The organism is Pollutimonas harenae, from assembly GCF_004153685.1.
In the GTDB taxonomy this organism is placed as follows: domain Bacteria; phylum Pseudomonadota; class Gammaproteobacteria; order Burkholderiales; family Burkholderiaceae_B; genus Pusillimonas_C; species Pusillimonas_C harenae.
In genome coordinates this window covers 1-22,853 of the sequence record NZ_SDQD01000005.1, presented here as the reverse complement: position 1 = coordinate 22,853, position 22,853 = coordinate 1, and the positions used below count along the sequence as shown (strand labels likewise).

The window sequence follows — 22,853 nt, the reverse complement described above, 5'->3', positions numbered from 1 at the left end:
CGTAAAAGAGAGACAAAACCATGCAATATCGACGCCTCGGCCGCAGCAACCTTCAGGTTTCCGCCCTTTGTCTGGGCACCATGATGTTTGCCGACCAGACCGACCTTGCCGAAGCCAGGAGCATGGTCGCCTCAGCACATGAACACGGTATCAATTTCATCGATACGGCCGATGTCTATAGCAAAGGCGGTTCCGAAGAAATGCTGGGACAGCTGTTGACGACACACCGCAACGACTGGATTCTGGCCACCAAGCTGGGAAACAGCATGAGCAAGCTTCCAAACCAGTCGCATTATTCGCGACACTGGATCATGCGCGAAGTCGACAACAGCCTGCGCCGTCTGGCCACCGGGCATATCGACATTCTGTACATGCACCGTGACTTTCACCAGGAAAACCTGGAAGAGGCCATCTATACGCTGGGAGATCTGATTCGCGCCGGAAAGATTCGTGCGTTTGGCTTGTCCAACTTTCGAGGATGGCGTATTGCCGAAGTCATACGTCTGTGCCAGCAGTTGAACGTGCCACAACCCATCGTATGCCAGCCTTATTACAACTTGCTGAACCGCCAGCCCGAGGTAGAAATTCTGCCGGCCTGCGCGCACTACGGCCTGGGTGTAGTGCCCTATAGCCCGATCGCCCGTGGCGTACTGACAGGCAAGTACCAGGTGGGCCAAACTCCCCAGGCGGGAAGCCGTGCAGCACGAAACGACAAAAGAATGATGGAAACAGAGTTCCGCGACGAGTCACTGCTGGCAGCACAGAAATTGCAGGAGCATTGCCAGACGCGCAACATCAAGCTGGCACACTTTGCCACGGCATGGGTACTGGCCAACAAGCATGTCAGCTCAGTCATTGCCGGACCCAGGACACTCATCCAGCTCGAAGACTATTACCCTGCGCTTGATATTGAGCTTAGTGAACAGGAAGAGGCCCTGGTCGATGCTCTGGTTACTCCGGGGCATAGCTCTACCCCGGGCTACAACGACCCCAACTACCCGTTTTTCGGACGCTGAGATGCTTTTTGGGCGCTTACAGCCAGCAGCACACGCACAGAATGCTGCCTTGGCCGGTAGCGCCCCAAGACAGCCTGATTACTTGCCTGGCAACTGCCCGGCTACGCCTTGCACGTAGTAGTTCATCTTGTTCAAACCCGCATCGTCAAGCACGCCTGTTTCGAGTTGAACCTTGCCCTGGTTGTCAGTAATCGGCGCGGCGAAGGGCGCCAAGGTGCCGGCAACGATCTCGGCCTGTTTTTCCGCCACCAGCTTCTTCACATCGTCGGGCACAGCCGGACCAAATCCTTCAAGGGCAGCCATACCGTCCTTGATGCCGCCCCAGGTGCTGGTTGACTTCCATGTACCATCCAGCACTTGTTGTGCTGCCTTGGTGAAGTACTCGCCCCAGTGGTGGGTGACTGCGGCCAACTGAGCGTGCGGACCAAATTTGCTCATGTCGGAATGATAGGCAATAGCGTACTTGCCCTGCTCTTCGGCTGCCTGTACGGTGGCGGTGGAGTCGGTATGATGCGTGACAATGTCGGCACCCTGCCCCATGAGCGCCAGGGCAGCATCGCGCTCTTTACCTGGATCAAACCAGCTGTTGACCCAGATAACCCGTACTTCGGCGTCGGGATTGACGCTGCGCATGCCACGGGTAAAGGCATTGATACCTTGCAATACCTCAGGAATGGGGAAGGCACCTACGTAACCGGCCACATTCGACTTGGTCATTTTGCCGGCAATGATGCCTGCCAGATAGCGAGCCTCGTAGAAGCGCGAATTGGTGGTGGCTACATTGGGCGCGGTTTTATAACCGGTTGAATGAACAAACTTGACGTCGGGAAACTGCCTGGCGACTTTCAGTGTAGGGTTCATGTAGCCAAAAGACGTTGTGAAGATAAGCTTGTTACCTTGCTGCGCCAGGTCTCGAATAACGCGCTCGGCGTCAGCACCTTCGGGTACGTCCTCGACATACTGTGTCTTGACCTTGTCGCCCAGCGCCTTTTCCATTTGTTTGCGGCCAATATCTTGCTGCCAGGTCCAGCCAGCCTCACCGATGGGGCTTACATACACGAAACCGACTTTCAAGGGCTCTTTCTCAGCCGCGCCTGCGGTGCTTACCAAAGCCATGGCCGGAACAAGGGCTGCTGCGCATAGCGCTTTGCGTAAAAATTTTGCAGACATGATTATCCTTAGGTGTTCGGGTTGAAGTTTTTACCAAGAGAAGCAGGCATGTTCAGCCTGATCCAGTTTGCATTGCGTGAAATAAGTACCAGCACCAGAATCGTGGCAAGATACGGCAGCATGGAAAGCAGTTGCGATGCAATGGGCACGCCCAATGCTTGCATATGATAGGTAAGAATGGTGATTCCGCCAAACAAATAAGCACCAATCAGGACGCGAGCCGGACGCCAGGTGGCAAAGGTGGTAAGGGCCAAAGCGATCCAGCCACGCCCCGCCACCATGTCTTCCACCCACATAGGTGTGTACACCAGCGACATGAAGGCCCCAGCCAGACCACAGCAGGCACCACCGAACAATAGCGCATACAAACGGATGCGGCGCACGCTATAACCTAATGAATGCGCGGAAGACGGCGACTCACCAACCGCACGCAGCACCAGACCGCCCCGGGTACGGCTCAAGAACCAGGCAATGCCGGCACACAACAGCAATGACAAATAAACCATGGGATGCTGCCGGAACAAGGCCTGGCCCAGAAAAGGAATGTCTTGCAGCCATGGGATACCGAAGCTATCGGCCTGCAGGCTGTCACCTACATAGTCTATGCCTATATAGGCCGAAGCCCCCACTCCAAAGAGCGACAACGCCAGACCCGTGGCAATCTGATTGGCGCCCAGCCAGACAGTAAGCCAGGCAAAGAAGCCCGCCATAGTCATTCCCGCCAGTGCCCCAGCCATAAAGCCCAGGGTAACGCTGTCGCTCTGCAGCGTTACCGCAAACCCTACTACAGCGGCAACCAGCATCATGCCCTCGGATCCCAGGTTGATGACACCCGACTTCTCGTTGACAAGCAGGCCTAGCGCAGCAAGCATCAAAGGGGTGCCGGCATTGATGGCCGAAGCAATTAGCGGCGCCAGTGCATCCATTTATTTTCTCCGCAGTCGGTTATGGATCAGCACATCGCAGGCCAGTAGCGAAAACAAGAGTATCCCCTGGAAAATACCGGTAATGGCACTGGGCATGCCAAGCCGGCTTTGTGACAGCTCGCCGCCTATGTACAGCAAGGCCATGATAAAGCTGGAAAAAACCACGCCTATGGGATGCAGTCGGCCAACAAATGCCACGATGATGGCGGCAAAGCCATAGCCGGGCGATACGGATGGAGTCAGCTGGCCGATAGGCCCCATGATCTCGCAAGCACCCGCCAGCCCAGCCAAGGCGCCTGATACGCACAATACCGTCCATAGACTGCGGCGCGACGAAAAGCCTGCGTATCGTGCCGCCCTGGGCGCCATACCGCCAACCTGCAGCTTGAAACCCGAAAAGCTACGCGACAAATACAACCAACCGGCCAGTGCGGCGATAACTGCCAGCAATATGCCAAGATGCAGGCGCGTACCGGGCAGGATCATGGGCAGCAGGAAGCCATCGGAAAAAAGCCGTGATTGTGGAAAACCAAAGCCGTCAGGGTCCATCAAGGCCCCATGTACCAGATAACTGAGCAGAAGTTCCGCCACATACACCAGCATGAGTGAGACCAGAATCTCGTTGGCGTTGTACCGGTCGCGCAGGAGCGCCACGATAGCGGCCCATAAGGCGCCACCCACCGCACCGGCCACCAAAGCCAGTGACATGAGCACGAAACCGCCGTTGCTTCCATCGTCAAAGTACAGAATGACAGCGCCAGAGGCAATCGCCCCCACTACCAGTTGCCCTTCCGCACCGATATTGAACACACTGGCGCGAAAACAAATAGCGAGACCCACCGAAATCAGCAGCAGGGGTGCCACCTTGACGCCCACCTCGGACCAACCTCGAAGATCTTTAATGGGCTCCAGGAAAAAAACTGCCAGGCTGGCAAAAGGATCTTTGCCCACAGCAAGGAACAGGATCAGGCCGCAGAACATGGTGAGCAGCACCGCAAGCACCGGGGAAAACCATGCCATCCAGATCGATGGCTGGGCGCGAGGTTCCAGCCTAAACATGCGCCGACTCCGTAGCAGCGCTGCCTGCCCACAGACCACTCATCCACTGCCCGATCAGATCGAGGTCGGCCTCAGCCGTCTTGATGGCAGGCGACACACGACCTTTGGCAATGACAATGAGCCGATCAGAGACCTGAAACAGCTCGTCCAGCTCTTCAGAGATGATCAGGAGCGCACAGCCCGCGTCGCGCAATGCCAGCAATTCAGAGCGTATTTGGGCGGCCGCCCCCACATCGACGCCCCATGTAGGCTGCGCGACCAACAGGGCCTTGGGCCGGCGCGTCACCTCGCGCCCGATAATATACTTTTGCAGATTGCCGCCCGACAGGCTGCCCGCTTGCGCCTGCGGACCCGCCGCTTTGACTCCAAAGCGCTCGATGATCTCGCCAGCCAGCCTGCTGATCTCCCCCTTCCGGATAAACCCTCGCCTGATGGTGGAGTTATCCTGATGGGACAGCAAAATATTTTGAGCCAGCGACAGCTCGGGAACTGCGCCGCGGCCCAAGCGCTCTTCAGGCACAAACGCCATACCCCTGGCGCGCCGCCACGCTGCTGAGCGGCGTCCCACCGCCTGCCCATCGAACCAGACGGCATTCGGATCTGCACGCGTATCTTCGCCCGACAAGACAGCCAGCAGCTCTTGTTGACCATTACCAGATACACCGGCAATTCCCAGAATCTCGCCCGCATGGACATCAAAGCTTATATTGCTGAGCTCGGTAGCAAAAGGGTGTGCCTTGCCCAGCGACAACTGGTGTACCGACAGAAGTTTTTCTCTGGGTGGCGCCGGCCTGTGCGTGACGACGGGAGGCTCGGCACCTATCATTAAGCGCGACAAGCTTGCCTCGGTTTGTTCGCCCGGCTTGCATACGCCTGTAACCTTGCCACCGCGCATGACGGTGCAGGTATGGCACAGCGCACGTATCTCGTCGAGCTTGTGGCTGATGTACAAAATGCTGCAGCCTTCTGAGGCGAGCTGACGCAAGGTATCAAATAACTTGCCAACCGCCTGCGGCGTCAGCACAGAAGTGGGCTCATCAAGAATGAGCAGGCGCGGTCGTCCCAAAAGCGCACGGACGATTTCCACACGCTGGCATTCGCCTACGGACAGCGTATGCACATGCCGAGAGGGTTCAAGGTCGAGACCATATTCGTTAGCTGTGTCGGCAATGCGTCGTTCGAGTTCGTCAAGACGCGTGCCTTGGGGCAGGCCCAGGGCGATGTTCTCGGTCACCGTGAGCGTATCGAACAGGGAAAAGTGCTGGAAGACCATGCCTATGCCCAACTGCCGGGCGGCTGCAGGACTGGAAACATGGATTTCCTGTCCGTCCCAGAATACCTGGCCGGAGTCGGGTGCTGTGACTCCGTAGATAATTTTCATGAGTGTGGACTTGCCTGCACCGTTCTCGCCCAGCACCGCATGGATCTCACCCGGCTGCACAGTCAGGTCGACACCATCGTTGGCTACCACGGCCGGATAGCGCTTCGAGATATTTTTAAGAGCAAGACGAGAGGTCATGTATTTTTTTTGTGCTGGCCACACACGACGCAGGTAGGTAGACCTGCCTTGGAAAATTCTACCGTCAAATCCGAAGATATTCTGAAGGGGATAACCCCTAGCACCTGACCGCTGGCTAGCGTGAACCCAGGGCTTTTTCTATTTTTTTGTCGGTTTTGTACTGACTTAGTGCGTAAACCGCCCAAATAGTGGCCGGAATCCAGCCAATGAGGGTAATTTGCAAAATCAGGCAAATAATGCCGGCTATCGGACGACCAATGGTGAAAAAGGTCAACCAGGGCAATAGGAGGGCAATGATCAAACGCATGGATTGTCCATCAGTAAGGTTTAAGGGCGCTATTCTAACCGCTACAGCCCAGGCCCCTCAGATGCACCCTGATTTGCATACTCAAACCCGCCAAAGGGCAGGCAGGTGTCTGGCTTGCTTAGGGCTTGGATTGCATGGACGGCCAGTTCTTCCGGTTGTCATCATCGGCTGGCCGATTGCCGGTATCAGGCCGGGAATTTGACGTTTTATTCGTCGCTGACACCCCCGGCGGAGGCGCCTTGGGATCTGCATTGGCCGAAGCCACCAAAGAACTGCAGCCGGTGGCGTCATCGGCTCCTACATTCAGCAAAGGCAATAGTGCCGCAAAGGGTGTAGCCACTACGCCCAGCACTATTGCAGACCCCGCCCGTAGCAGCAAGGGTCCCGTCTGCACGCCCACATCGGGATTTTTGAATGTTCCTTTTGCATACAAGGGCGAGCGCAGTGTAAAGATACGCATGGTCTTGTTGGCCGGACGAATATCCAGATCGAGCTCTTCTGTAGCAAGATTGATGGTGCCGCTGACATCGACAATGGTGTCATCGGTTTCCAGCCTGAACGCCCTGGCGGTCATCAGTCCGTCTTTGACATCGAAGTCGCTGGCCAGACAGTTGAGCACGATCTGCTCATCACCAAAAAGCTTGAGCATCACCATATTGGCCACATTCAGGCCAGCTGCCTCCAGCAGGTAGTTGCTGATCGTACCGCGACTGACCAGCGCTTTTATTTCACCATTCGAATGGGCCAGCAGTTCGGCAACTGAACGGCCCTGCGCAGTTATTCTGGCATCACCATGCAGCTCACCAAAACTGGCATTCATGCTCTCGGCGCCGGGAAACAGCTTTTGCAGCTTCATGTTACGCGCAGCAGTATCCAGCTCGGCCTTGATGCGCGGCCCTTGGCCATTGAGCGTCAGCGTATTGCTCAAGGTGCCGCCCGCTATCCCGAAGTTCAAAGGCGTGAAAGACAGTACTTTGTTCTGCAGTTTGACGTGAGCTTCGATATTATCCAACGGCAAGTCTTTATCGCGCAGAATGCGCTCGCCCTTGAACTTGACGTCGGCATCCATGGTGCCCCACGCATCCGTGCCGATGGCAGCAGCCGGCAAGACTTTATCGGCTGGCTGGGAAGCCTGATCGGCTGGCTTCTTCTTAGCCTTGACATCACTAGTGTCGGCTCCAATCAATGGTCCCAGATCCTGAAGCCGCAGCAGCTTCGACTGTACGGCGCCAGTCAGCACAGACCGGGGCTTGCGAACCTGATAAACCAGCGTACCCGCAAGGTCACTCTTGCCGACTACGCCCTGGAAGGACTCATAGCGCCAGGTGTCGTCGCCCTCCAGCTTGCCGATAAGATGACCTTTGGTACGATAAGGCGGTGTGTTGGGCAAAGCCAGGCCCAGCAAAGGGTACAAATCGGCCATGGTGTCACCCGACAGCTTCAGCTCAACATCGAGTGCGGCAAGATTCTGGGGCCGAACTACCGAACCTTCAAGTGCTATGGTGGTGCTGCCGATATGCACCTGACCTTGCACAGGAAAGGGCTCGCTGTCTTCGCGCAACGACAACAAGCCGCCTGTTTTGCCTTCGCCTTTGATTTTGGCATCATGATAGGTGCCTTCGGCGTTCCAGCCTATGCCGTAGTCTTCGGCCCCCTGCTCTTGCAAGGTATTCAACTCCACCTTCAGGTCGAGCGTACTGACTGCATCAATGACTTGAGCATGCACGCCTTCGAGAGACAATGTTTGCAAGTCTACCTTCCATGCCGACGCGCTTTCCTGGGGCTCTTTGTGCAGGGTCCAGTTGGCCGCGCCATCAGCCTGCCTATGTAGCAGCAGATCGGCCTGACCTATTTGCAAGCTGGCGATTTGCACCGTGCGCTCGAGCAAGGCGGCTGGATTGATCAATGCGCTCAGTTGCGAGATCTGAGCCATGTTTTGTTCGTGGGGCGCCCATAGGGGGCTCCCTACAACGATACTACCAGCGGAAATTTTCGGCCAGGGCAACCAACCGCGCCAACCCGGCTCATCATGCGGCCTGGTCCACTCGACGTTGAGATCTCCGTGAATAGCCACCGGACGGTCAGCCAGATCGGTAGCCTGACGATTGATCCAGGGTCGCGCATGATTCCAGTTGAAAGTCGCCAGCAAGGTTAGTGCCAAAGCCAAAATCAGTATCAGCACCAGGCAGAAACTCAGTATGACTTTGGCATAGCGCGGCATCGTTGTCACCCTTGGGTTGCAGCCGAAGCCGCCAGGACGGCCGGCAAGATAATCTTATTGTAGGCCGCTCAAGAGAATTCCATGCAACGTGACACTACCAAATGCAACGGCCGCGCAGGCACGCAGCCCTTGCATTTGGGTGCTTTTTCTAGAGCAGTTCTTTGCGCAATTCAGCGGGCATCTTGGGCGACAACAGGCCAGGCGCTACGTCGAACACGGTTCTGGCACCGGTCTGGCCCTGGCCACTCAGCCGAAATACCGCACGGGCGTATGCCACCAACACACTGGACGTGAACTCGGGATTGCTTTCAAGCTTCAGCGAATACTCGATGACCTGAGTTGAGCCCTGACCCGTTTTACCGCTGCGAATAACAAAGCCACCGTGGGGCATGGCGGCATGATCGCGCTTGAGCTCTGCTTCGGTGATAAAGCTGACGCTGGTATCGTAGTCGGCGAAGTAATCGGGCATGGTCAGAATGGCCTGTTCAACCTGTGCCGCATCAGCGCCGGCCTCAAGTACGACAAAACACTCACGTGTGTGCTTCTGACGGGTGGACAGAGTGGGCAAGGAACCACTGCGTACCTGATCGACCGCATCATTTACAGGTATGGTGTATTGCACGGCACCCTTGACCCCGGCAATCCGGCGCACCGCGTCGGAATGGCCCTGACTCAGCCCTTTGCCCCAGAAGGTATAGGTAGCACCTTGCGGCAGCACGGCCTCGCCAAACAAACGATTCAGCGAAAACAGGCCCGGATCCCAACCTACTGAAATCAGCGCGACATTACCACCCGACTCGGCCGCCTGATTGACAGCATCGAAGTATTCGGGAATTTTTGCGTGCGTGTCGTAGCTGTCTACGGTGTTGAACAGCGCTGCCATGGCGGGCCCTTGTTCGGGCAAATCGTTCTTGGATCCACCGCATAAAATCAGGACATCGATGTCGTTCTTGAATTCGCTGATATTTGCCAGGGGATGGACCGGAACGCCATTGAGGGTTTGCACACTGGCCGGATCACGGCGGCTGAAAACACTGACCAGCGTCATATCGGCATTTTGAGTAATGGCATGCTCTACGCCACGCCCGAGATTTCCATAACCGACTATTCCAATTCTGATTTTTTCACCCATGTCCGGCTGTTCCTTTCTTTCATTTAATCAAAGCAATGGCAGATTTTAGTGTATGCCACTCCAGCAAGAACAAAAACCCCGCAAAGGCACAGGCCTTGCGGGGTGTGATACTCAATGCAATCCGGCAGACCGGACGGCACAACTCAGGCCGATACGGCTTCGCGAGCTTCCTCGGTTTCGTCAACGTCTGACACCGAAGTGCGGATCAGGTGATCGAAGGCGCTGAGCGCCGCCTTAGCGCCGTCACCCGCCGAAATAACGATCTGCTTATAGGGCACCGTGGTGCAATCACCCGCCGCGAAAACACCCGGCAAAGAGGTCTGGCCCCTGGCATCAATTTCGACCTCACCATGGCGCGACAACGCCAGCGTGTCTTTCAGCCACTCGGTATTGGGCACCAGGCCAATCTGGACGAAGACACCTTCGAGTTCGACTTTAAGCGTTTCGCCGCTATTCCGGTCTTTATAGGACAGGCCATTGACTTTCTTGCCGTCGCCATGAATCTCGGTGGTTTGCGCCGACATGATGATGGTCACATTGGACAGGCTACGCAATTTGCGCTGCAACACGGCATCGGCGCGCAACTCATCACCGAATTCAATCAGTGTTACATGCGCCACCAATCCGGCCAGGTCGATCGCGGCCTCGACACCGGAGTTGCCGCCACCAATAACCGCCACACGCTTGCCCTTGAACAACGGGCCATCGCAGTGCGGGCAATAGGCCACACCGCTGTTACGGTACTCACGCTCGCCTGGAACGTTGATTTCACGCCAGCGCGCCCCCGTTGCCAGGATGACGGTTTTACCTTTCAGCACACCACCATCGGCCAGGCGAACCTCTGTCATGCCTTTGCCCGGCACCAAGGCCTGAGCCTTTTGCAGGTTCATGATGTCGACGTCGTAGGCCTTGACGTGCTGCTCAAGCGCCACAGCGAATTTCGGCCCTTCGGTTTCCTGCACCGAAATGAAGTTTTCGATCGCCATGGTATCGAGCACCTGACCACCAAAGCGTTCAGCCACGATTCCGGTGCGTATACCCTTGCGTGCGGCGTAAACGGCTGCCGCTGCACCAGCGGGACCACCGCCGACAATGAGTACATCGTAGGCATCCTTGGCGCTGATTTCTTCGGCACGGCGCGCCGCAGCGCCGGTATCGAGCCTGGACAGGATTTCTTCGACACTGGAACGACCTTGTCCGAACACTTCGCCATTCAGGAACATGGTGGGTACGGACATGATCTGGCGCGCATCAACCTCGTCCTGGAACAGGGCACCATCGATTGCTACGTGCTGAATGCGCGGGTTGATGATGGACATCACGTTCAATGCCTGGACCACGTCGGGACAGTTCTGGCAGGATAAGGAAAAATAAGTTTCAAACTTGAAGTCGCCGTCAAGATTGCGTATTTGTTCGATCACAGACTCGTCCAGCTTGATGGTATGGCCGCCAACTTGCAGCAGCGCCAGCACCAGCGACGTGAATTCGTGACCCATGGGAATACCCGCAAAGCGAACGCTGATATCGGTGCCGCTGCGGTTGATGGTGAACGACGGTTTGCGCTCGTCGGTATCGTTACGCTCGGTCAGCGAAATCTTGTCTGACATTCCCTCGATTTCCTGGAGTAGTTCACGCAATTCGCGCGACTTGGCGCCGTCGTCCAGACACGCCACGATCTCGATGGGCAGCGAGACCATTTCCATATAGGATTTCAACTGGGCTTTAAGATTTGCATCCAACATAGCGATTCACCTTCATGATAAGAGGAATTTCTGGGAGGCCGCGCGCCGGCTCGTGGCCTGCACGCGGCATACGTATAAGCAACCTGCTTATCGCAAGCGAGTGTTTACTTAGATTTTGCCGACCAAATCGAGCGAAGGAGTCAGGGTTGCTGCGCCTTCTTCCCACTTGGCGGGGCAAACTTCACCGGGGTGAGCGGCGATGTACTGAGCAGCCTTTACTTTGCGCAACAGCTCGGAAGCAACACGGCCGATGCCGTTGTCGTGGACTTCCATGACCTTGATTTCGCCTTCGGGATTGACCACGAACGTACCGCGCAGAGCAATACCTTCTTCTTCGATCAGCACTTCAAAGTTGCGAGCCAGGGCGTGGGTTGGGTCGGCAATCATGGGATAGTTCACTTTACCGATTGCATCGGAAGTGTCGTGCCATGCTTTGTGCGAGAAATGTGTATCGGTCGAAACACTATAGATTTCAACGCCAATCTTCTGGAACTCAGCATATTGCTCAGCCAGGTCTTCCAGCTCGGTAGGGCACACGAACGTGAAGTCAGCGGGGTAGAAAACAAAGACCGACCATTTGCCTGCTACGGATTCGTCGCTGACGTCAACGAATTTGCCATTGTGGTATGCGGTTGCTTTAAATGGTTTGATTTTGGTGTTGATCAGGGACATTGCATTTCCTTGTCTGAAAGGGGTTAAAAAATCTGTAATAGCCACTAGTATAGGCACCCTCTATTGATTTGTAAAATGAATTAATATTATTAATCTAATAGCTAATGACTATTGCTGGGGCTCGAAAAAACACGGAAGGGACATTCCGTGCTTTCTTTTATAAAGGACCAACCAGCAATACACTTGCGCTGCGCCAGCCCACTACACGACACCAATGCATTGGCGACGCTAATAGTGTACAACCCGAACATGACACGGACAAGTCTTGTTCCCTTGCCCAACCATCTCGAACCGACCCTCAGCCCCGATGGGACGACGTCTCAGCGCTGCGTACTTGCACCAGCAACGGCCGGCCCGCCCCCCAACCGCTCAAGGCCACCAACAACCCCAGCGTCAGGAACAGCCACCCACTGGCTTGAAAGCTGCCTGTCATGCTGTGCAACAAGCCAACCAGCAAAGGCCCCAGGGCCGCCAGTGCATAACCGAACCCCTGGGCCATGCCCGATAAATGCGCCGCCACATGGGAGTCGGGAGAACGCAGCACAATGACCATCATGGCCATGGCGAACAAACCTCCCTGCCCTACGCCCTGCAGTACCGCCCACTGCCAAATCATGGACAGCGGGGCATACAGCATCCCGATCAGCCCTACGGCTGCAACCAGGCCCAGCCCGGCGTTTATCCATTTCTGATCTTTGAATCGCTGGGCCAGGACAGGCAACAGCAAGCAAGTGACCACCTGTACCATGATGGACACCGATGCAACCAGTCCCGCCTCGATACCACCCAGTCCCCGTTCACGCAGAATGGGCACCATCCAGCCCATGACACAATAGGCCAGGGCAGACTGCAGTCCCATAAAAAAAGTGACATGCCAGGCCAGCGGATCACGCCATAGGCCGCTTACCTTACGCCGTGATTGCGAAGCGGCAGAACGGGCCCGCATGGCTTGCGGTGCCCAGACTACTATCACCAACAATGCCGGGATCGCCCAAGCCGCCAGACCAACCCTCCAGGAATCATTAAAAACATGTGCAATGGGCAGCGTCAAGGCCGCCCCCGAAGCGGCGCCTCCACACAAGGCCATGGTGTAAAGCCCCGTCATGAGGGCGGCCTGCCCGGAAAAATCACGCTTGACTACGCTAGGCAGCAGCACGTTGCCCGTGGCAATTGCCGCCCCCGCCAACGCCGAGCCCAGAAACAGGGCCGGCACGCTGCCCGTCCCGCGCAAGGCCGTGCCCGTCATCAACACCAGCAACGCGAGCAGCAGCGTGCGTTCCGGTCCAATTCTTCCTGCAATTCTGGGCGCCAGGGGCGCAAAAAGGCCCAGGCACAGCACGGGCAGTGTCGTCAGGTAACCGGCGCCCGCCGACGACAGAGTGGTCTGTTGCAACACATCGGGTAATAATACCGACAGGCTGGAAAACAGAGGCCTTAAGTTAAATGCAATCAGCATCAGGCTGGCACCCAGCAAAACGGAAGCCACGCGGCTACGGGGCGGCGCTGAGCTGGGAGCGCTCTCGGCGCGAGGTGCTGAAGATGCCATGCTGCTTTATTTGCTGTAAATGTGTTGCGACGCTGATCAGAATGACTGATCATAACCCCTTGCCTGTACTCACCACGAAGGAAGCACCTTGAGCTCTCTATTTGCTTTCCTGCACCACATGGCCGTTTTTGCCCTGGTAGCAGCGCTCGCCATCGAGTTTGTGTTAATCCGTGAACCCCTGACAGTTAGCCTGGCGCGCAAGCTGATAGCGGCCGATATGGTGTTCGGTGCCATGGCGGGCGCCGTACTGATCATCGGCCTGCTGCGCGTTTTTTACTTTGAAAAAGGCGCAGCGTTTTATTTCAGCAATATTCCATTCCTGCTGAAACTGGCCCTGTTTGTCCTGGTTGGCATATTGTCCATACGGCCCACCAAAGAATTCCTGTCGTGGCGATCCGAAGTCAAGGCCGGCAGGACGCCAGTCCCTTCTCCTCAAAAAATGCAGCAACTGCGCGGAATCATCAAACTCGAAATGCTTGCCCTGGCTGGCCTGATTCTCTGTGCTGCGCTCATGGCGCGCGGCGTGGGCAGTCTGGCGTGAACCAGGCATCCGCCTGATGGCGCGCACGCCACAGAATACGCCACTGTGGCTTGCGGCCGCGCCCACGCTCTTCCTGCTGCTATGGTCTTTCGGTTTTATCTTCCTGAAGCTGGGCCTGGCCTACGCCGACCCTTTCACTTTTCTGGCCTTGCGCTACGCCTGCGTCGTTGCGATCCTGATTATTCCTTGCCTCTGGCTGAGACCTCCATTACCCGCCACGCCGCGGGTCTGGATGCACCTGTCCATTGTGGGCTTGATGGTTCAAGCAGGCTACTTTTCATTTGCCTATCTAAGTCTAAAACAAGGCGTGTCGGCAGGCGCCCTGGCCATCATCACATCCCAGCAGCCTCTGTTGGTGGGTCTGCTTGCACCGGCCATCGCCTCGGAGCGAGTCGGACTCATACGCTGGGGCGGACTACTGATGGGCGTAGTGGGAGCGGGCATCGTCATTCTGGCCAAGTCCACGGTAGAGGTCGCCTCAACAACCGGGCTGCTATTTGGCGTGCTGGCGCTGCTCTGCATGACGGGAGGCACCCTATGGGAAAAACGCTATGGCACTGAAGAGCACCCCATCACCGCAAATATGATTCAGTACAGCGTCGGACTGGCCGTGGCCGCGCCCCTGGCCTTCCTTCTTGAGCCCATGCAGGTGCAATGGACCCCTGGTTTATTTCTGTCTTTGGCCTACCTGGTCGTGGGCAATTCCATCATTGCCATTACCTTGCTGCTAGCCATGATTCGGCGCGGCGAAGCATCACGCGTTTCCGCCCTGTTCTGTCTGGTGCCACCCACCACAGCCTTGCTGGCCTTCCCCATACTGGGGGAAGGCGTCCCAATGCTTGCCTGGCCGGGCATGGTGTTGGCAGTGGCGGGCATTTACCTGGTCATGCGCAAGTCCTGATTCCTGGCCCTCGACCGGCACGGCGACACTGTTGCATCCGGCAGCAAATGTCACCAAACCATGTCTTGAATACTTCCAAGCCATTACAAAAACAGCATTGAAAAGCCAGGTTCTTTCAGCGCATTTCAAAACCGCCCATAGCGCTTGCAGACAGCGTATCGGCCCACTACGCTAGCTCCATATTCTTTTGAAAAGGAGCGGCATCATGCGCGCACAAGGCAATTTTGGACGACTTATCGTGGTGGGCCTGATGGCATTTGCTCTGGCCGGCTGCGCCTCCTCTTATGACAGACGGGCGAACAACACCATGATGGGTGCAGGATTAGGCGCTGCGGCTGGAGCTGTAGTTTCAGGTGGCGATCCTGTTTATGCACTAGGTGGTGCAGCCGCAGGCGGTTTGCTGGGTAATATTCTCACCCAGGAACGCAGCTATGACGATCGTTACGATGATCGCCATCGGGAATACCGACGCTCCCGCAGGGATGACTACGACGGTGATCGCTACTACAGGCGGGATCGCGACTACGACCGGCGCTACTAATGCAACATAGCACGACCTGCCCATGGCGCCCCGGTCGGGGCTACTTTGGGGGTGCAAACGACAGCAGCAGCGTCAGGCCCTTGCCCCTTCTGGCCGAACTGGCAATCTCGAGGTCCCATCCCTGAACCACGCACACACGCTTGGCAATGGCCAGCCCCAGACCAGCCTCTCCCTTGCAAAGGGCACCCGGCACATCACCCGATGACACATCAAGCCGACGAGTACTGTAGTACCTGTCAAACAGATGCGGAGCATCGGACGGACTTACGCCGGGCCCATCATCGCTGAATGCCAATCCATGCCCTGCAGAATTGATTTCCAGCGTGCCCGGCGCAGCATGGAAAATCGCATTGCGAACGATATTCCTGATCACCGTCAGCAGCATATGGCGATTCACAAGCTCGATGTGCGCCTCGTCGACCTGGTTATGCAGCACCAGGTCCCGTGACTCGGCTTCAGACGCCGCGCTGGTAAACACATCATTGACGCAATCGCGTAATGATGTCGGCTCAGTTTGGCCGTGTGAAGCCTGGGCCAGGTAATACACAGCTTCCAGGCTCTCGGTTATTTCATCTGCCGAGCGCATGATACGCTCAAAGCGCAAGGCCGCCTTCTCCTGGAACGCTGCTTCGAGCTTGCCCAATTCCGCATCGGTTCGTATCAGTGTAAGCGGTGTCCTGACCTCATGATTGAAGTTGGACGACAACTCCTTTTGATCGGCCAGTGTCTGATCTATGCGATCTTGCATTTTATTGAAGGCTTCGGTCAGCTGTACGCCTTCATTTGACGTCAGGCCAAACATACTCGGGCGCCCCGGCGCCCAGCGCGTCAAATGCGCAGTAACCGTCTGTATGGGCAGCACCGCCCACCTGGCAAGCACGCGTGCCAGAAAATAAGACAAAACCATAAAAAACAGGGCTATGGCCAGCAATGCCCAGGCAAATTTTTCTGTTAGTGACTCGGCATCACTGGAGTCATATGCGACATATAGTCGGCCATCCCTGGCCTCCACTACCATCACATGCCATGCCCTGCCCTGTGAGTGCATGTGGCGCAGGCCCAGGGGCAGCGTGCGTAATACGGAAGGCATGGTCACGGAAGACACCGCCTTGCTCTCGCCCCAGGCGCGCATGGTGGGACCCAGTTGCCGTTCAAAAGCCAATCTCCAGGTGTCGTCTTCCTGCGATTTCTTTATCTGCAATCTAAGGGCTTCCGTTTCCACAAGATGATCGATCATGCGCTCGCCCATGCTTTTCTGCACCCCATAGGCGGAGAAACACACCGCCAGGACGGAAACCCAAACCAATGCAGTCAGCGCATAAGTAAACCGAAACACCAGCGAGTGCTGGCTGAGACCTCTGCTCCCGGACATGCTATTTCGCATCACTGAGGCGCCACCCGCTACCGCTGACGGTTTCTATGCCCGTATACCCATGCACGGCCAGCAAACGCCTGAGTATATGTACTTGACTGCGTAAGGCATCAGAGTTCGGCACGCCATCTTTCCACAATGCCCGCTCGAGGCTCTCGCGAGGAATCAAACGTCCCGGATGCGTTAGCAGCAGTTCAAGTATCAGCATACCTTTTTTGGGAAGATGCACTTCCCTGCCATTCACCCAGACTTGCTGATTGCGCACCGACATGCGCAGCGCGCCGTGCTTGAGCTCAACCAACAGGCCAGGTATGTTGTCAGCTCGGCGCAGCAAGGCCTTGATCCGATAAACCAGTTCCTCGAGCGCAAAGGGTTTGGTCAAATAATCATCCGCCCCCACGGTAAACCCTATTTTCTTGTCTTCCAGGCTTTCCCTTGCCGTGAGCAAAATGACCGGAACAGCAGACCGCAAGGCTTCACGCAAGTGCGTCAGCACCTGATAACCATCCTTACCCGGCAGGCCGATATCCAGCACCAGCAGATCGAACCGTCTTTCGGCCAGAGCATGAATCGCCATGTTTCCATCGTAGACAGCGTCTGCCAGGAAACCTTCCAGAGTCAGCGCCGTCAGCACATTGCCAGCCAGTGCTGCATCATCTTCCACCACCAAAATGGAATACGCGGAGTAATAAGCGCTATCTCTATCCATAAACACGTCAAGAAAAAATCATTGGCCTGAGCCAGCGTGGCTAGATGCAATACCAAAATTCAAGTTAATGGGTATCAGGAAAAACTTGACGCTGACTTGACAGACGCAAACATAGAATAATAATGAGAACCAATCTTATTCTAAGGGAAGAGTATATGTCAGCAGGAACCGCGCCAGACCATCCGGAATCTCATTGCCTGATTCCAAAGGAAGCTTTTGAGGGCGCATTTCGTAAATCCATGTTCGCATCGGCCGTAGTGAGCGGAGCCTTGGCCATCAACCCCGCTTTCGCGCAAAACAGCGCGACCACCTTGGAGCCAGTGACGGTTCAGGGTCAGGCCGACGGCTACAAAACGCCCGACACTATCAGCTCACCCAAGTTCACGGCTCCCCTGCTTGACACCCCCCGCAGCATTACCGTCATTTCAGAACAGCTCATTGAAGACCGTGGCGCCACGTCACTACAAGACGTCCTGCGCACCACTCCAGGCGTTACCCTGGGTTCAGGCGAAGGCGGCACGCCTGTGGGCGATCGTCCATTCATCCGGGGCTACGAAGCCAGTACCGATATCTTCGTCGACGGCCTGCGCGATTATAGTCGCGGCTCCCACGAAACCTTCAACCTTGAATCCATTGAGATCATCAAGGGACCCAGCTCAGCCTACACGGGCCGGGGCGGCACCGGCGGCAGTATAAATTTGCAAACCAAGACGCCAAAACTCGACAATTTCTTCGAGGTATCGGCGGGCTATGGCAACGCAGACCAATGGCGCGCCACCACCGACGGCAACATTGCCTTTTCTGACACAGGCGCCTTCCGTCTGAACATGATGAAAATGGGTGGCGACATGCCTGGGCGCGACGGCGTTACCATTGATCGCTGGGGCATTGCCCCTTCCATCGCATTTGGGCTGGGTACGCCAACGCGGGTAACACTCAGCTACTCGCATATCGAAAACAACGACATGCCCGACCTGGGCGTACCTTTCAGAAATGACGCCAATCCCGACCGCACAACACCACCCAATGTGGATCGCGACAATTTCTACGGCCGACACAACACCGATTTTCGGGAAAACGTCTTCGACATGGCCACAGCGCAACTGGAGCATGACCTCAGCAGCAACGTCACAGTCCGTAATACCACGCGCTATGGCACAACCCTCAATCACTACCTGATGACCCGTCCGTCGTTCGCCAATTGCGAGGCGGGCGACGGTGCACCTTGCGCCACCGAAGGTCCTGACGTGCAGTTCACTCGCCAGGATCGGGCGCGCTGGCGCAGTTCCGAAACCCTGATCAATCAAACTGATCTGTATGGCAGCTTCACCACCGGATCGCTCACACACAATTTTTCGACGGGTGTCGAGTTCAGCAAGGAAGACATCTATTCCAAAGATATGAAGGGGCTGCCCGGCAGCGACCTCGATAGCCTGTACAACCCCAACCCTAACCGAAACTACAACTACAACATCACGCGCGGGCCCAAGGAAAATGCCGGCAACATCAAGACGACCTCCATCTATGCGCTCGACACCATAGACTTGAACGAACAGTTCTCGGTCAATCTGGGCCTGCGCTATGACAGCTTCAGAGTCGACAGCACAGAGGAGTCGCGCAGAGACAACTTCCTGAACTATCAATTGGGTCTGGTCTACAAGCCCGCACCCAACGGCAGCATTTATCTGTCGTATGCCACGTCCTCAAATCCCAGCGGAGAGAACCTGGGCCAGGCTGGCGGAGCAGACGGTGCGGCCAGCGGCGCGGCAGTACGCGACCTGGAGCCTGAAAAAAGCCGTAGCTGGGAATTGGGTACCAAGTGGGACTTCCTGAATGACCGTCTGTCTTTCACCGCGGCATTGTTCGAAACCAAAAAAACCGACGCGCGCACCACCGACCCACTCACCGGCGACATAACCCTGGCAGGGAACAACCGTGTACGCGGCATAGAGCTGGGCCTGACTGGCTCCATTACACCGAAATGGGACATCTGGGCGGGCTATACCTATCTTGATCCCAAGACGCTCGAATACCAGAACGGCAGCAATAACTACGACGGCAATCAGATGAAGTTCATTGCCAAGCAAAGCGCCACGCTCTGGACTACCTACAAGGTCCATCCGAAATTTACCGTAGGGGGTGGCGTTTCGTATCTGGGCGAACGCTATGTCGACGACGCCAACACCCTGACCCTGCCCTCCCATGTGCGCTACGATGCCATGGCGCGTTACGACATCAACAAGCAGTTTGCGCTGCAGCTAAATGTCAACAACATCTCCGATACCGAGTTGTACGATGCGTCGCACGTAGGCATTTTCGCCAATGTGGGCGCCGGACGTTCTTATATGCTGACAGCGACCTACCGTTACGAGTAATACGCGATAATAGCGTAGCGGCGAGCGATGACCCGCTCGCCTTTTTTTGGTCGATTGAAAACTGTTTATCTCACTCAAGGAGCGGCAAGTATGTTGCTGAGCATTCCAGACATTATCTCAACGGAGGCGGCCAGGCAGATCGTTGATCGTCTTGAGACAGCTGACTGGAAGGACGGCAAGGGGACTGCGGGCCATCTGGCCGTGCGGCAAAAGCGGAATGCCCAGCTCGATATTGCCGATCCACTGGCCCAGCAAATCGGCAACTTGATCTTGTCTCAGCTTTCACAACATCCCACATTCATATCGGCGACCCTGCCCTTGCGCATTTTGCCGCCCATGCTGAACCGCTATGCGGAAAACGAAACTTATGGCGATCATATCGACAACGCCATACGGACCATTCCCGGCACTCAGGAATACGTGCGTACCGATATTTCCGCGACCCTTTTCCTGGCCGACCCTCAAGACTACGAGGGCGGCGAACTGATCATCAACGACACCTACGGACAGCAATCGGTCAAACTTCCCGCCGGCCACATCATCGTCTATCCGGGTACCAGCCTGCATAGGGTCAACCCCGTTTCCAAAGGCGTCCGTTATGCAGCCTTCTTCTGGGTGCAAAGCATGATCAGGAACGACACGCAAAGGGCCTTGCTCTATGAGCTGGACAGCTCCATACAAGCCCTGACAGCAGAAAACGCCAATGCAAGCGAGCTTATTCGATTGTCCGGCGTGTATCACAATCTGGTGCGCCAATGGGCCAACACCTGAGCATCCTGCCTGCAACTCTATACAAAGAACGTTATGTCCAAAGATGCCGCAGCCCTCACTTGCCTAGCCGATTACGAGGCAATGGCCAAACAGGTCTTAAGCCCTGAAACATGGGCATACGTGCACAGTGGTGCAGCAGATCAACATACATGTATACGCAACCGGCGCGCATACGAAGACATTCTCTTGTCGCCTCGCCACCTGCGCTCCATGCAGGGTGGCAATACCGCCCTCGACTTGTTTGGCACCACGCTGGATTACCCCATACTGCTCGCACCCCTTGCTTATCAAAAGCTGGCCCACCCGGAGGGCGAACAGGCAAGCGTCCTGGCTGCGTCAGCCATGCGCGCTGGGATGGTGGTCAGCACGCTGTCCAGCATGTCGCTGGAAGACATTGCACAGGCCTCGTCCACCCCTCTTTGGTTTCAGCTTTATCTGCAGGCCGATCAGGCCGACAGCCTGGCCCTCATACGCCGAGCCGAAGCCGCCGGCTACCGGGCCCTGGTCATTACCGTGGACGCAGCGCTGAATGGCTGCCGTAATGCCGAGCAAAGAGCCGGCTTTGCATTGCCCTCTCATATTTCCGCTGTGAACCTCAATGGCCGCCCGGCGCCTGCGCAGGGCATGTCAATTGCTGCCGGCGCATCCTTGTTTCAAAGCGCCCACGTTTCGGCATTGCCTGACTGGAGCGATATAGAATGGGCCGTGGCACAGACGCGGCTACCCGTGCTGGTGAAGGGCATTATGTCACCCCACGATGCCCGCTGTGCTATTCAGGCCGGCGCAGCTGGTTTGCTTGTGTCCAACCACGGCGGTCGTGTCCTGGATACCGTGCCCGCCAGCATCGAAGCATTGCCCTCGATAGTCGGCGCCGCTGGCGGCACCCCCGTCCTGCTCGATGGCGGCATACGACGCGGCACCGACGTCTTGAAGGCACTGGCCCTGGGCGCCAAAGCCGTCATGCTGGGCCGGCCCATTATTCATGGCCTGGCCGTCAATGGCCCACAGGGCGTGGCGCATGTCTTGCATATTCTTAGAACAGAATTCGAAATGGCCATGGTGCTATGCGGCCGCAAGACCCTGAGCGAAATCGATGAGTCTGTCATTTGGGCTCCCGCTCAGTAGTGTTAATCAATGCCCGACTTCAAGACCAGAGTCATTGCCCGGATTTCGGTCTGATCTCATCCAGTATTTCCTGAGTGTGCTCACCCAGCTCTGGTGCGTGCTTGTAGATGCTGACCGGTGTGTCACTGAACCGGACACTAGGCCGGAATTGTCTGATGTGACCCACCGAGGGATGATCGCTTTCCTGGAAGAAATCGACCGCTTTGAGATGAGGATGTTCAGGCAGCTCTTCGAGTGCGTAAATGCGCGTGACCGGTATGTCGAGCTCACTACAGATGGCTATCCATTCATCGGTCGTTTTCAATGGCGTTATTTCCGCGATCATCGCGTAAATTTCTTGAATTCTGGCGTTTCTTTTGTGGCGATCAGCAATATCGAATTCTTTGATGAGTTCGCCTTTGCCCACGGCATTGAAGAAAGCATTCCAGTGCTTTTCCGTATAAGGCAGGACGCCGACCCAACCGTCGCGAGTCCGGTAGCGGTCTGATCTCAGGTTCTTTAATCGCTTTAACTAGCTCTTCAGCCTTTGGTGAGCTTTCCCAACTCATCCAGGAGCTGCCCGTCTTCAAAGAGCGAAACGCGCGTGGACATCACATGTATAGCGCAACCTTGTCGCAGTACGCAGCATACCTCGCGAGCAATGGTGGTGATGACGTGCAAGACGACCTTGAACAAATCATGGGCGATCTGACCACGACGCCGACCGAGAAAACGGCGCTTATCAAATCCAGGATCGGACAGGGTACGTTCCGAGACAAGGTGCTACTGCATTGGACCTGCTGTGCTGTTACGGGATTCAGCGATACAAGCCTCCTCGTTGCGTCTCACATTAAGCCGTGGAAGAACTCAACGAACAGCGAGCGATTGGACCAGTGGAATGGATTGCTGCTTTCGCCAAATCTGGATAAGGCGTTCGATAAAGGTTTTATCACGTTCGATACGGGTGGGGTGATTAGCCTTTCACCCTTATTCATTGAGGCCGATAAACTTGGAATCACATCCTCAATGAGGATCGCACTGAAACCTGAGCATGAGAAGTACATGGGCACCTGCCGATCTGGACGGCCGCATTTGGCAGACGCGAATTAGAGGGATCAATCCGTTTGTCATAGAGGCGGACGGACTGCTCATCGCCTATGCAGATCTGCAGGAGAACGGTTACATCGACCATTTCTTTGTCTCGGGTGATCATCCGCGGCAGGGCGCGG

General features: G+C 56.1%; 21 protein-coding genes. 8 read left to right on the top strand and 13 right to left on the bottom strand.

Annotated elements, in window-relative coordinates; translation table 11 throughout:
* Positions 1–20: 20 nt before the first annotated feature.
* Positions 21–1,016, top strand: a complete 996-nt coding sequence (locus tag ERD84_RS15550; protein WP_130040594.1) for an aldo/keto reductase — start codon at positions 21–23, stop codon at positions 1,014–1,016.
* A 78-nt stretch (positions 1,017–1,094) separates the two neighbouring features.
* Here the strand turns inward: ERD84_RS15550 and ERD84_RS15545 are convergent, their stop codons facing one another.
* From ERD84_RS15545 to ERD84_RS15500, 10 genes are all read right to left on the bottom strand, one after another.
* On the bottom strand, positions 1,095–2,186 hold the full coding sequence (locus tag ERD84_RS15545; RefSeq protein WP_130040593.1) for a BMP family ABC transporter substrate-binding protein: 1,092 nt from the start codon (positions 2,184–2,186) through the stop codon (positions 1,095–1,097).
* A gap of 8 nt (positions 2,187–2,194) precedes the next feature.
* Positions 2,195–3,112: an ABC transporter permease gene (locus ERD84_RS15540; RefSeq protein WP_130040592.1), complete on the bottom strand. Its 918-nt coding sequence runs from the start codon at positions 3,110–3,112 to the stop codon at positions 2,195–2,197.
* Positions 3,113–4,171 (bottom strand): ABC transporter permease, encoded by a 1,059-nt coding sequence (locus ERD84_RS15535; protein WP_130040591.1) that lies wholly within the window; start codon positions 4,169–4,171, stop codon positions 3,113–3,115.
* Complete coding sequence (locus ERD84_RS15530) at positions 4,164–5,690, bottom strand: ABC transporter ATP-binding protein (protein ID WP_130040590.1); 1,527 nt, start codon at positions 5,688–5,690, stop codon at positions 4,164–4,166. The genes ERD84_RS15535 and ERD84_RS15530 overlap by 8 nt, the downstream gene beginning before the upstream one ends.
* 115 nt (positions 5,691–5,805) lie before the next feature.
* On the bottom strand, positions 5,806–5,997 hold the full coding sequence (locus ERD84_RS15525) for a YqaE/Pmp3 family membrane protein (protein WP_130040589.1): 192 nt from the start codon (positions 5,995–5,997) through the stop codon (positions 5,806–5,808).
* Between the two features lie 118 nt (positions 5,998–6,115).
* Positions 6,116–8,218: an AsmA family protein gene (locus ERD84_RS15520; RefSeq protein ID WP_130040588.1), complete on the bottom strand. Its 2,103-nt coding sequence runs from the start codon at positions 8,216–8,218 to the stop codon at positions 6,116–6,118.
* 148 nt (positions 8,219–8,366) lie between these two features.
* Positions 8,367–9,350, bottom strand: coding sequence for a diaminopimelate dehydrogenase (locus ERD84_RS15515; RefSeq protein WP_130040587.1), 984 nt, complete (start codon positions 9,348–9,350; stop codon positions 8,367–8,369).
* A 143-nt stretch (positions 9,351–9,493) separates the two neighbouring features.
* Positions 9,494–11,092: an alkyl hydroperoxide reductase subunit F gene (ahpF, locus tag ERD84_RS15510; protein ID WP_130040586.1), complete on the bottom strand. Its 1,599-nt coding sequence runs from the start codon at positions 11,090–11,092 to the stop codon at positions 9,494–9,496.
* A gap of 108 nt (positions 11,093–11,200) precedes the next feature.
* Complete coding sequence (ahpC, locus tag ERD84_RS15505) at positions 11,201–11,764, bottom strand: alkyl hydroperoxide reductase subunit C (RefSeq protein ID WP_130040585.1); 564 nt, start codon at positions 11,762–11,764, stop codon at positions 11,201–11,203.
* 298 nt (positions 11,765–12,062) lie between these two features.
* Positions 12,063–13,310, bottom strand: coding sequence for a CynX/NimT family MFS transporter (locus tag ERD84_RS15500; protein ID WP_130040584.1), 1,248 nt, complete (start codon positions 13,308–13,310; stop codon positions 12,063–12,065).
* Positions 13,311–13,398: 88 nt separating this feature from the next.
* Between ERD84_RS15500 and ERD84_RS15495 the strand changes: the two genes are divergently transcribed.
* The 3 genes from ERD84_RS15495 (at position 13,399) to ERD84_RS15485 (ending at position 15,293) form a co-directional block, all read left to right on the top strand.
* Positions 13,399–13,851 carry a DUF2214 family protein gene (locus ERD84_RS15495; protein WP_130040583.1) on the top strand — a complete coding sequence of 151 codons (453 nt, stop codon included), beginning with the start codon at positions 13,399–13,401 and terminating at the stop codon, positions 13,849–13,851.
* 16 nt (positions 13,852–13,867) lie between these two features.
* Positions 13,868–14,752, top strand: coding sequence for a DMT family transporter (locus ERD84_RS15490; RefSeq protein ID WP_130040582.1), 885 nt, complete (start codon positions 13,868–13,870; stop codon positions 14,750–14,752).
* Positions 14,753–14,957: 205 nt separating this feature from the next.
* Positions 14,958–15,293 carry a hypothetical protein gene (locus tag ERD84_RS15485; RefSeq protein ID WP_130040581.1) on the top strand — a complete coding sequence of 112 codons (336 nt, stop codon included), beginning with the start codon at positions 14,958–14,960 and terminating at the stop codon, positions 15,291–15,293.
* A gap of 40 nt (positions 15,294–15,333) precedes the next feature.
* Here ERD84_RS15485 and ERD84_RS15480 read toward each other — a convergent pair whose 3' ends face one another.
* Complete coding sequence (locus ERD84_RS15480; protein WP_167667526.1) at positions 15,334–16,665, bottom strand: sensor histidine kinase; 1,332 nt, start codon at positions 16,663–16,665, stop codon at positions 15,334–15,336.
* Between the two features lies 1 nt (position 16,666).
* Positions 16,667–17,374: a response regulator transcription factor gene (locus ERD84_RS15475; protein WP_167667524.1), complete on the bottom strand. Its 708-nt coding sequence runs from the start codon at positions 17,372–17,374 to the stop codon at positions 16,667–16,669.
* 155 nt (positions 17,375–17,529) lie between these two features.
* Between ERD84_RS15475 and ERD84_RS15470 the strand changes: the two genes are divergently transcribed.
* The 3 genes from ERD84_RS15470 to ERD84_RS15460 all read left to right on the top strand — a co-directional run bounded on the left by ERD84_RS15470 (position 17,530) and on the right by ERD84_RS15460 (position 21,645).
* Positions 17,530–19,749 (top strand): TonB-dependent receptor, encoded by a 2,220-nt coding sequence (locus tag ERD84_RS15470; RefSeq protein WP_130040578.1) that lies wholly within the window; start codon positions 17,530–17,532, stop codon positions 19,747–19,749.
* A gap of 90 nt (positions 19,750–19,839) precedes the next feature.
* Positions 19,840–20,520, top strand: a complete 681-nt coding sequence (locus tag ERD84_RS15465) for a Fe2+-dependent dioxygenase (protein ID WP_130040577.1) — start codon at positions 19,840–19,842, stop codon at positions 20,518–20,520.
* Between the two features lie 33 nt (positions 20,521–20,553).
* The gene (locus ERD84_RS15460; protein WP_130040576.1) at positions 20,554–21,645 is read left to right on the top strand and encodes an alpha-hydroxy acid oxidase; all 1,092 of its coding nucleotides are present in this window, start codon (positions 20,554–20,556) and stop codon (positions 21,643–21,645) included.
* Between the two features lie 31 nt (positions 21,646–21,676).
* Here ERD84_RS15460 and ERD84_RS15455 read toward each other — a convergent pair whose 3' ends face one another.
* Complete coding sequence (locus ERD84_RS15455; protein ID WP_245150726.1) at positions 21,677–22,093, bottom strand: CoA transferase; 417 nt, start codon at positions 22,091–22,093, stop codon at positions 21,677–21,679.
* A 146-nt stretch (positions 22,094–22,239) separates the two neighbouring features.
* Between ERD84_RS15455 and ERD84_RS15450 the strand changes: the two genes are divergently transcribed.
* On the top strand, positions 22,240–22,734 hold the full coding sequence (locus ERD84_RS15450; RefSeq protein ID WP_306669572.1) for an HNH endonuclease: 495 nt from the start codon (positions 22,240–22,242) through the stop codon (positions 22,732–22,734).
* The last annotated feature ends 119 nt before the right edge of the window (positions 22,735–22,853 follow it).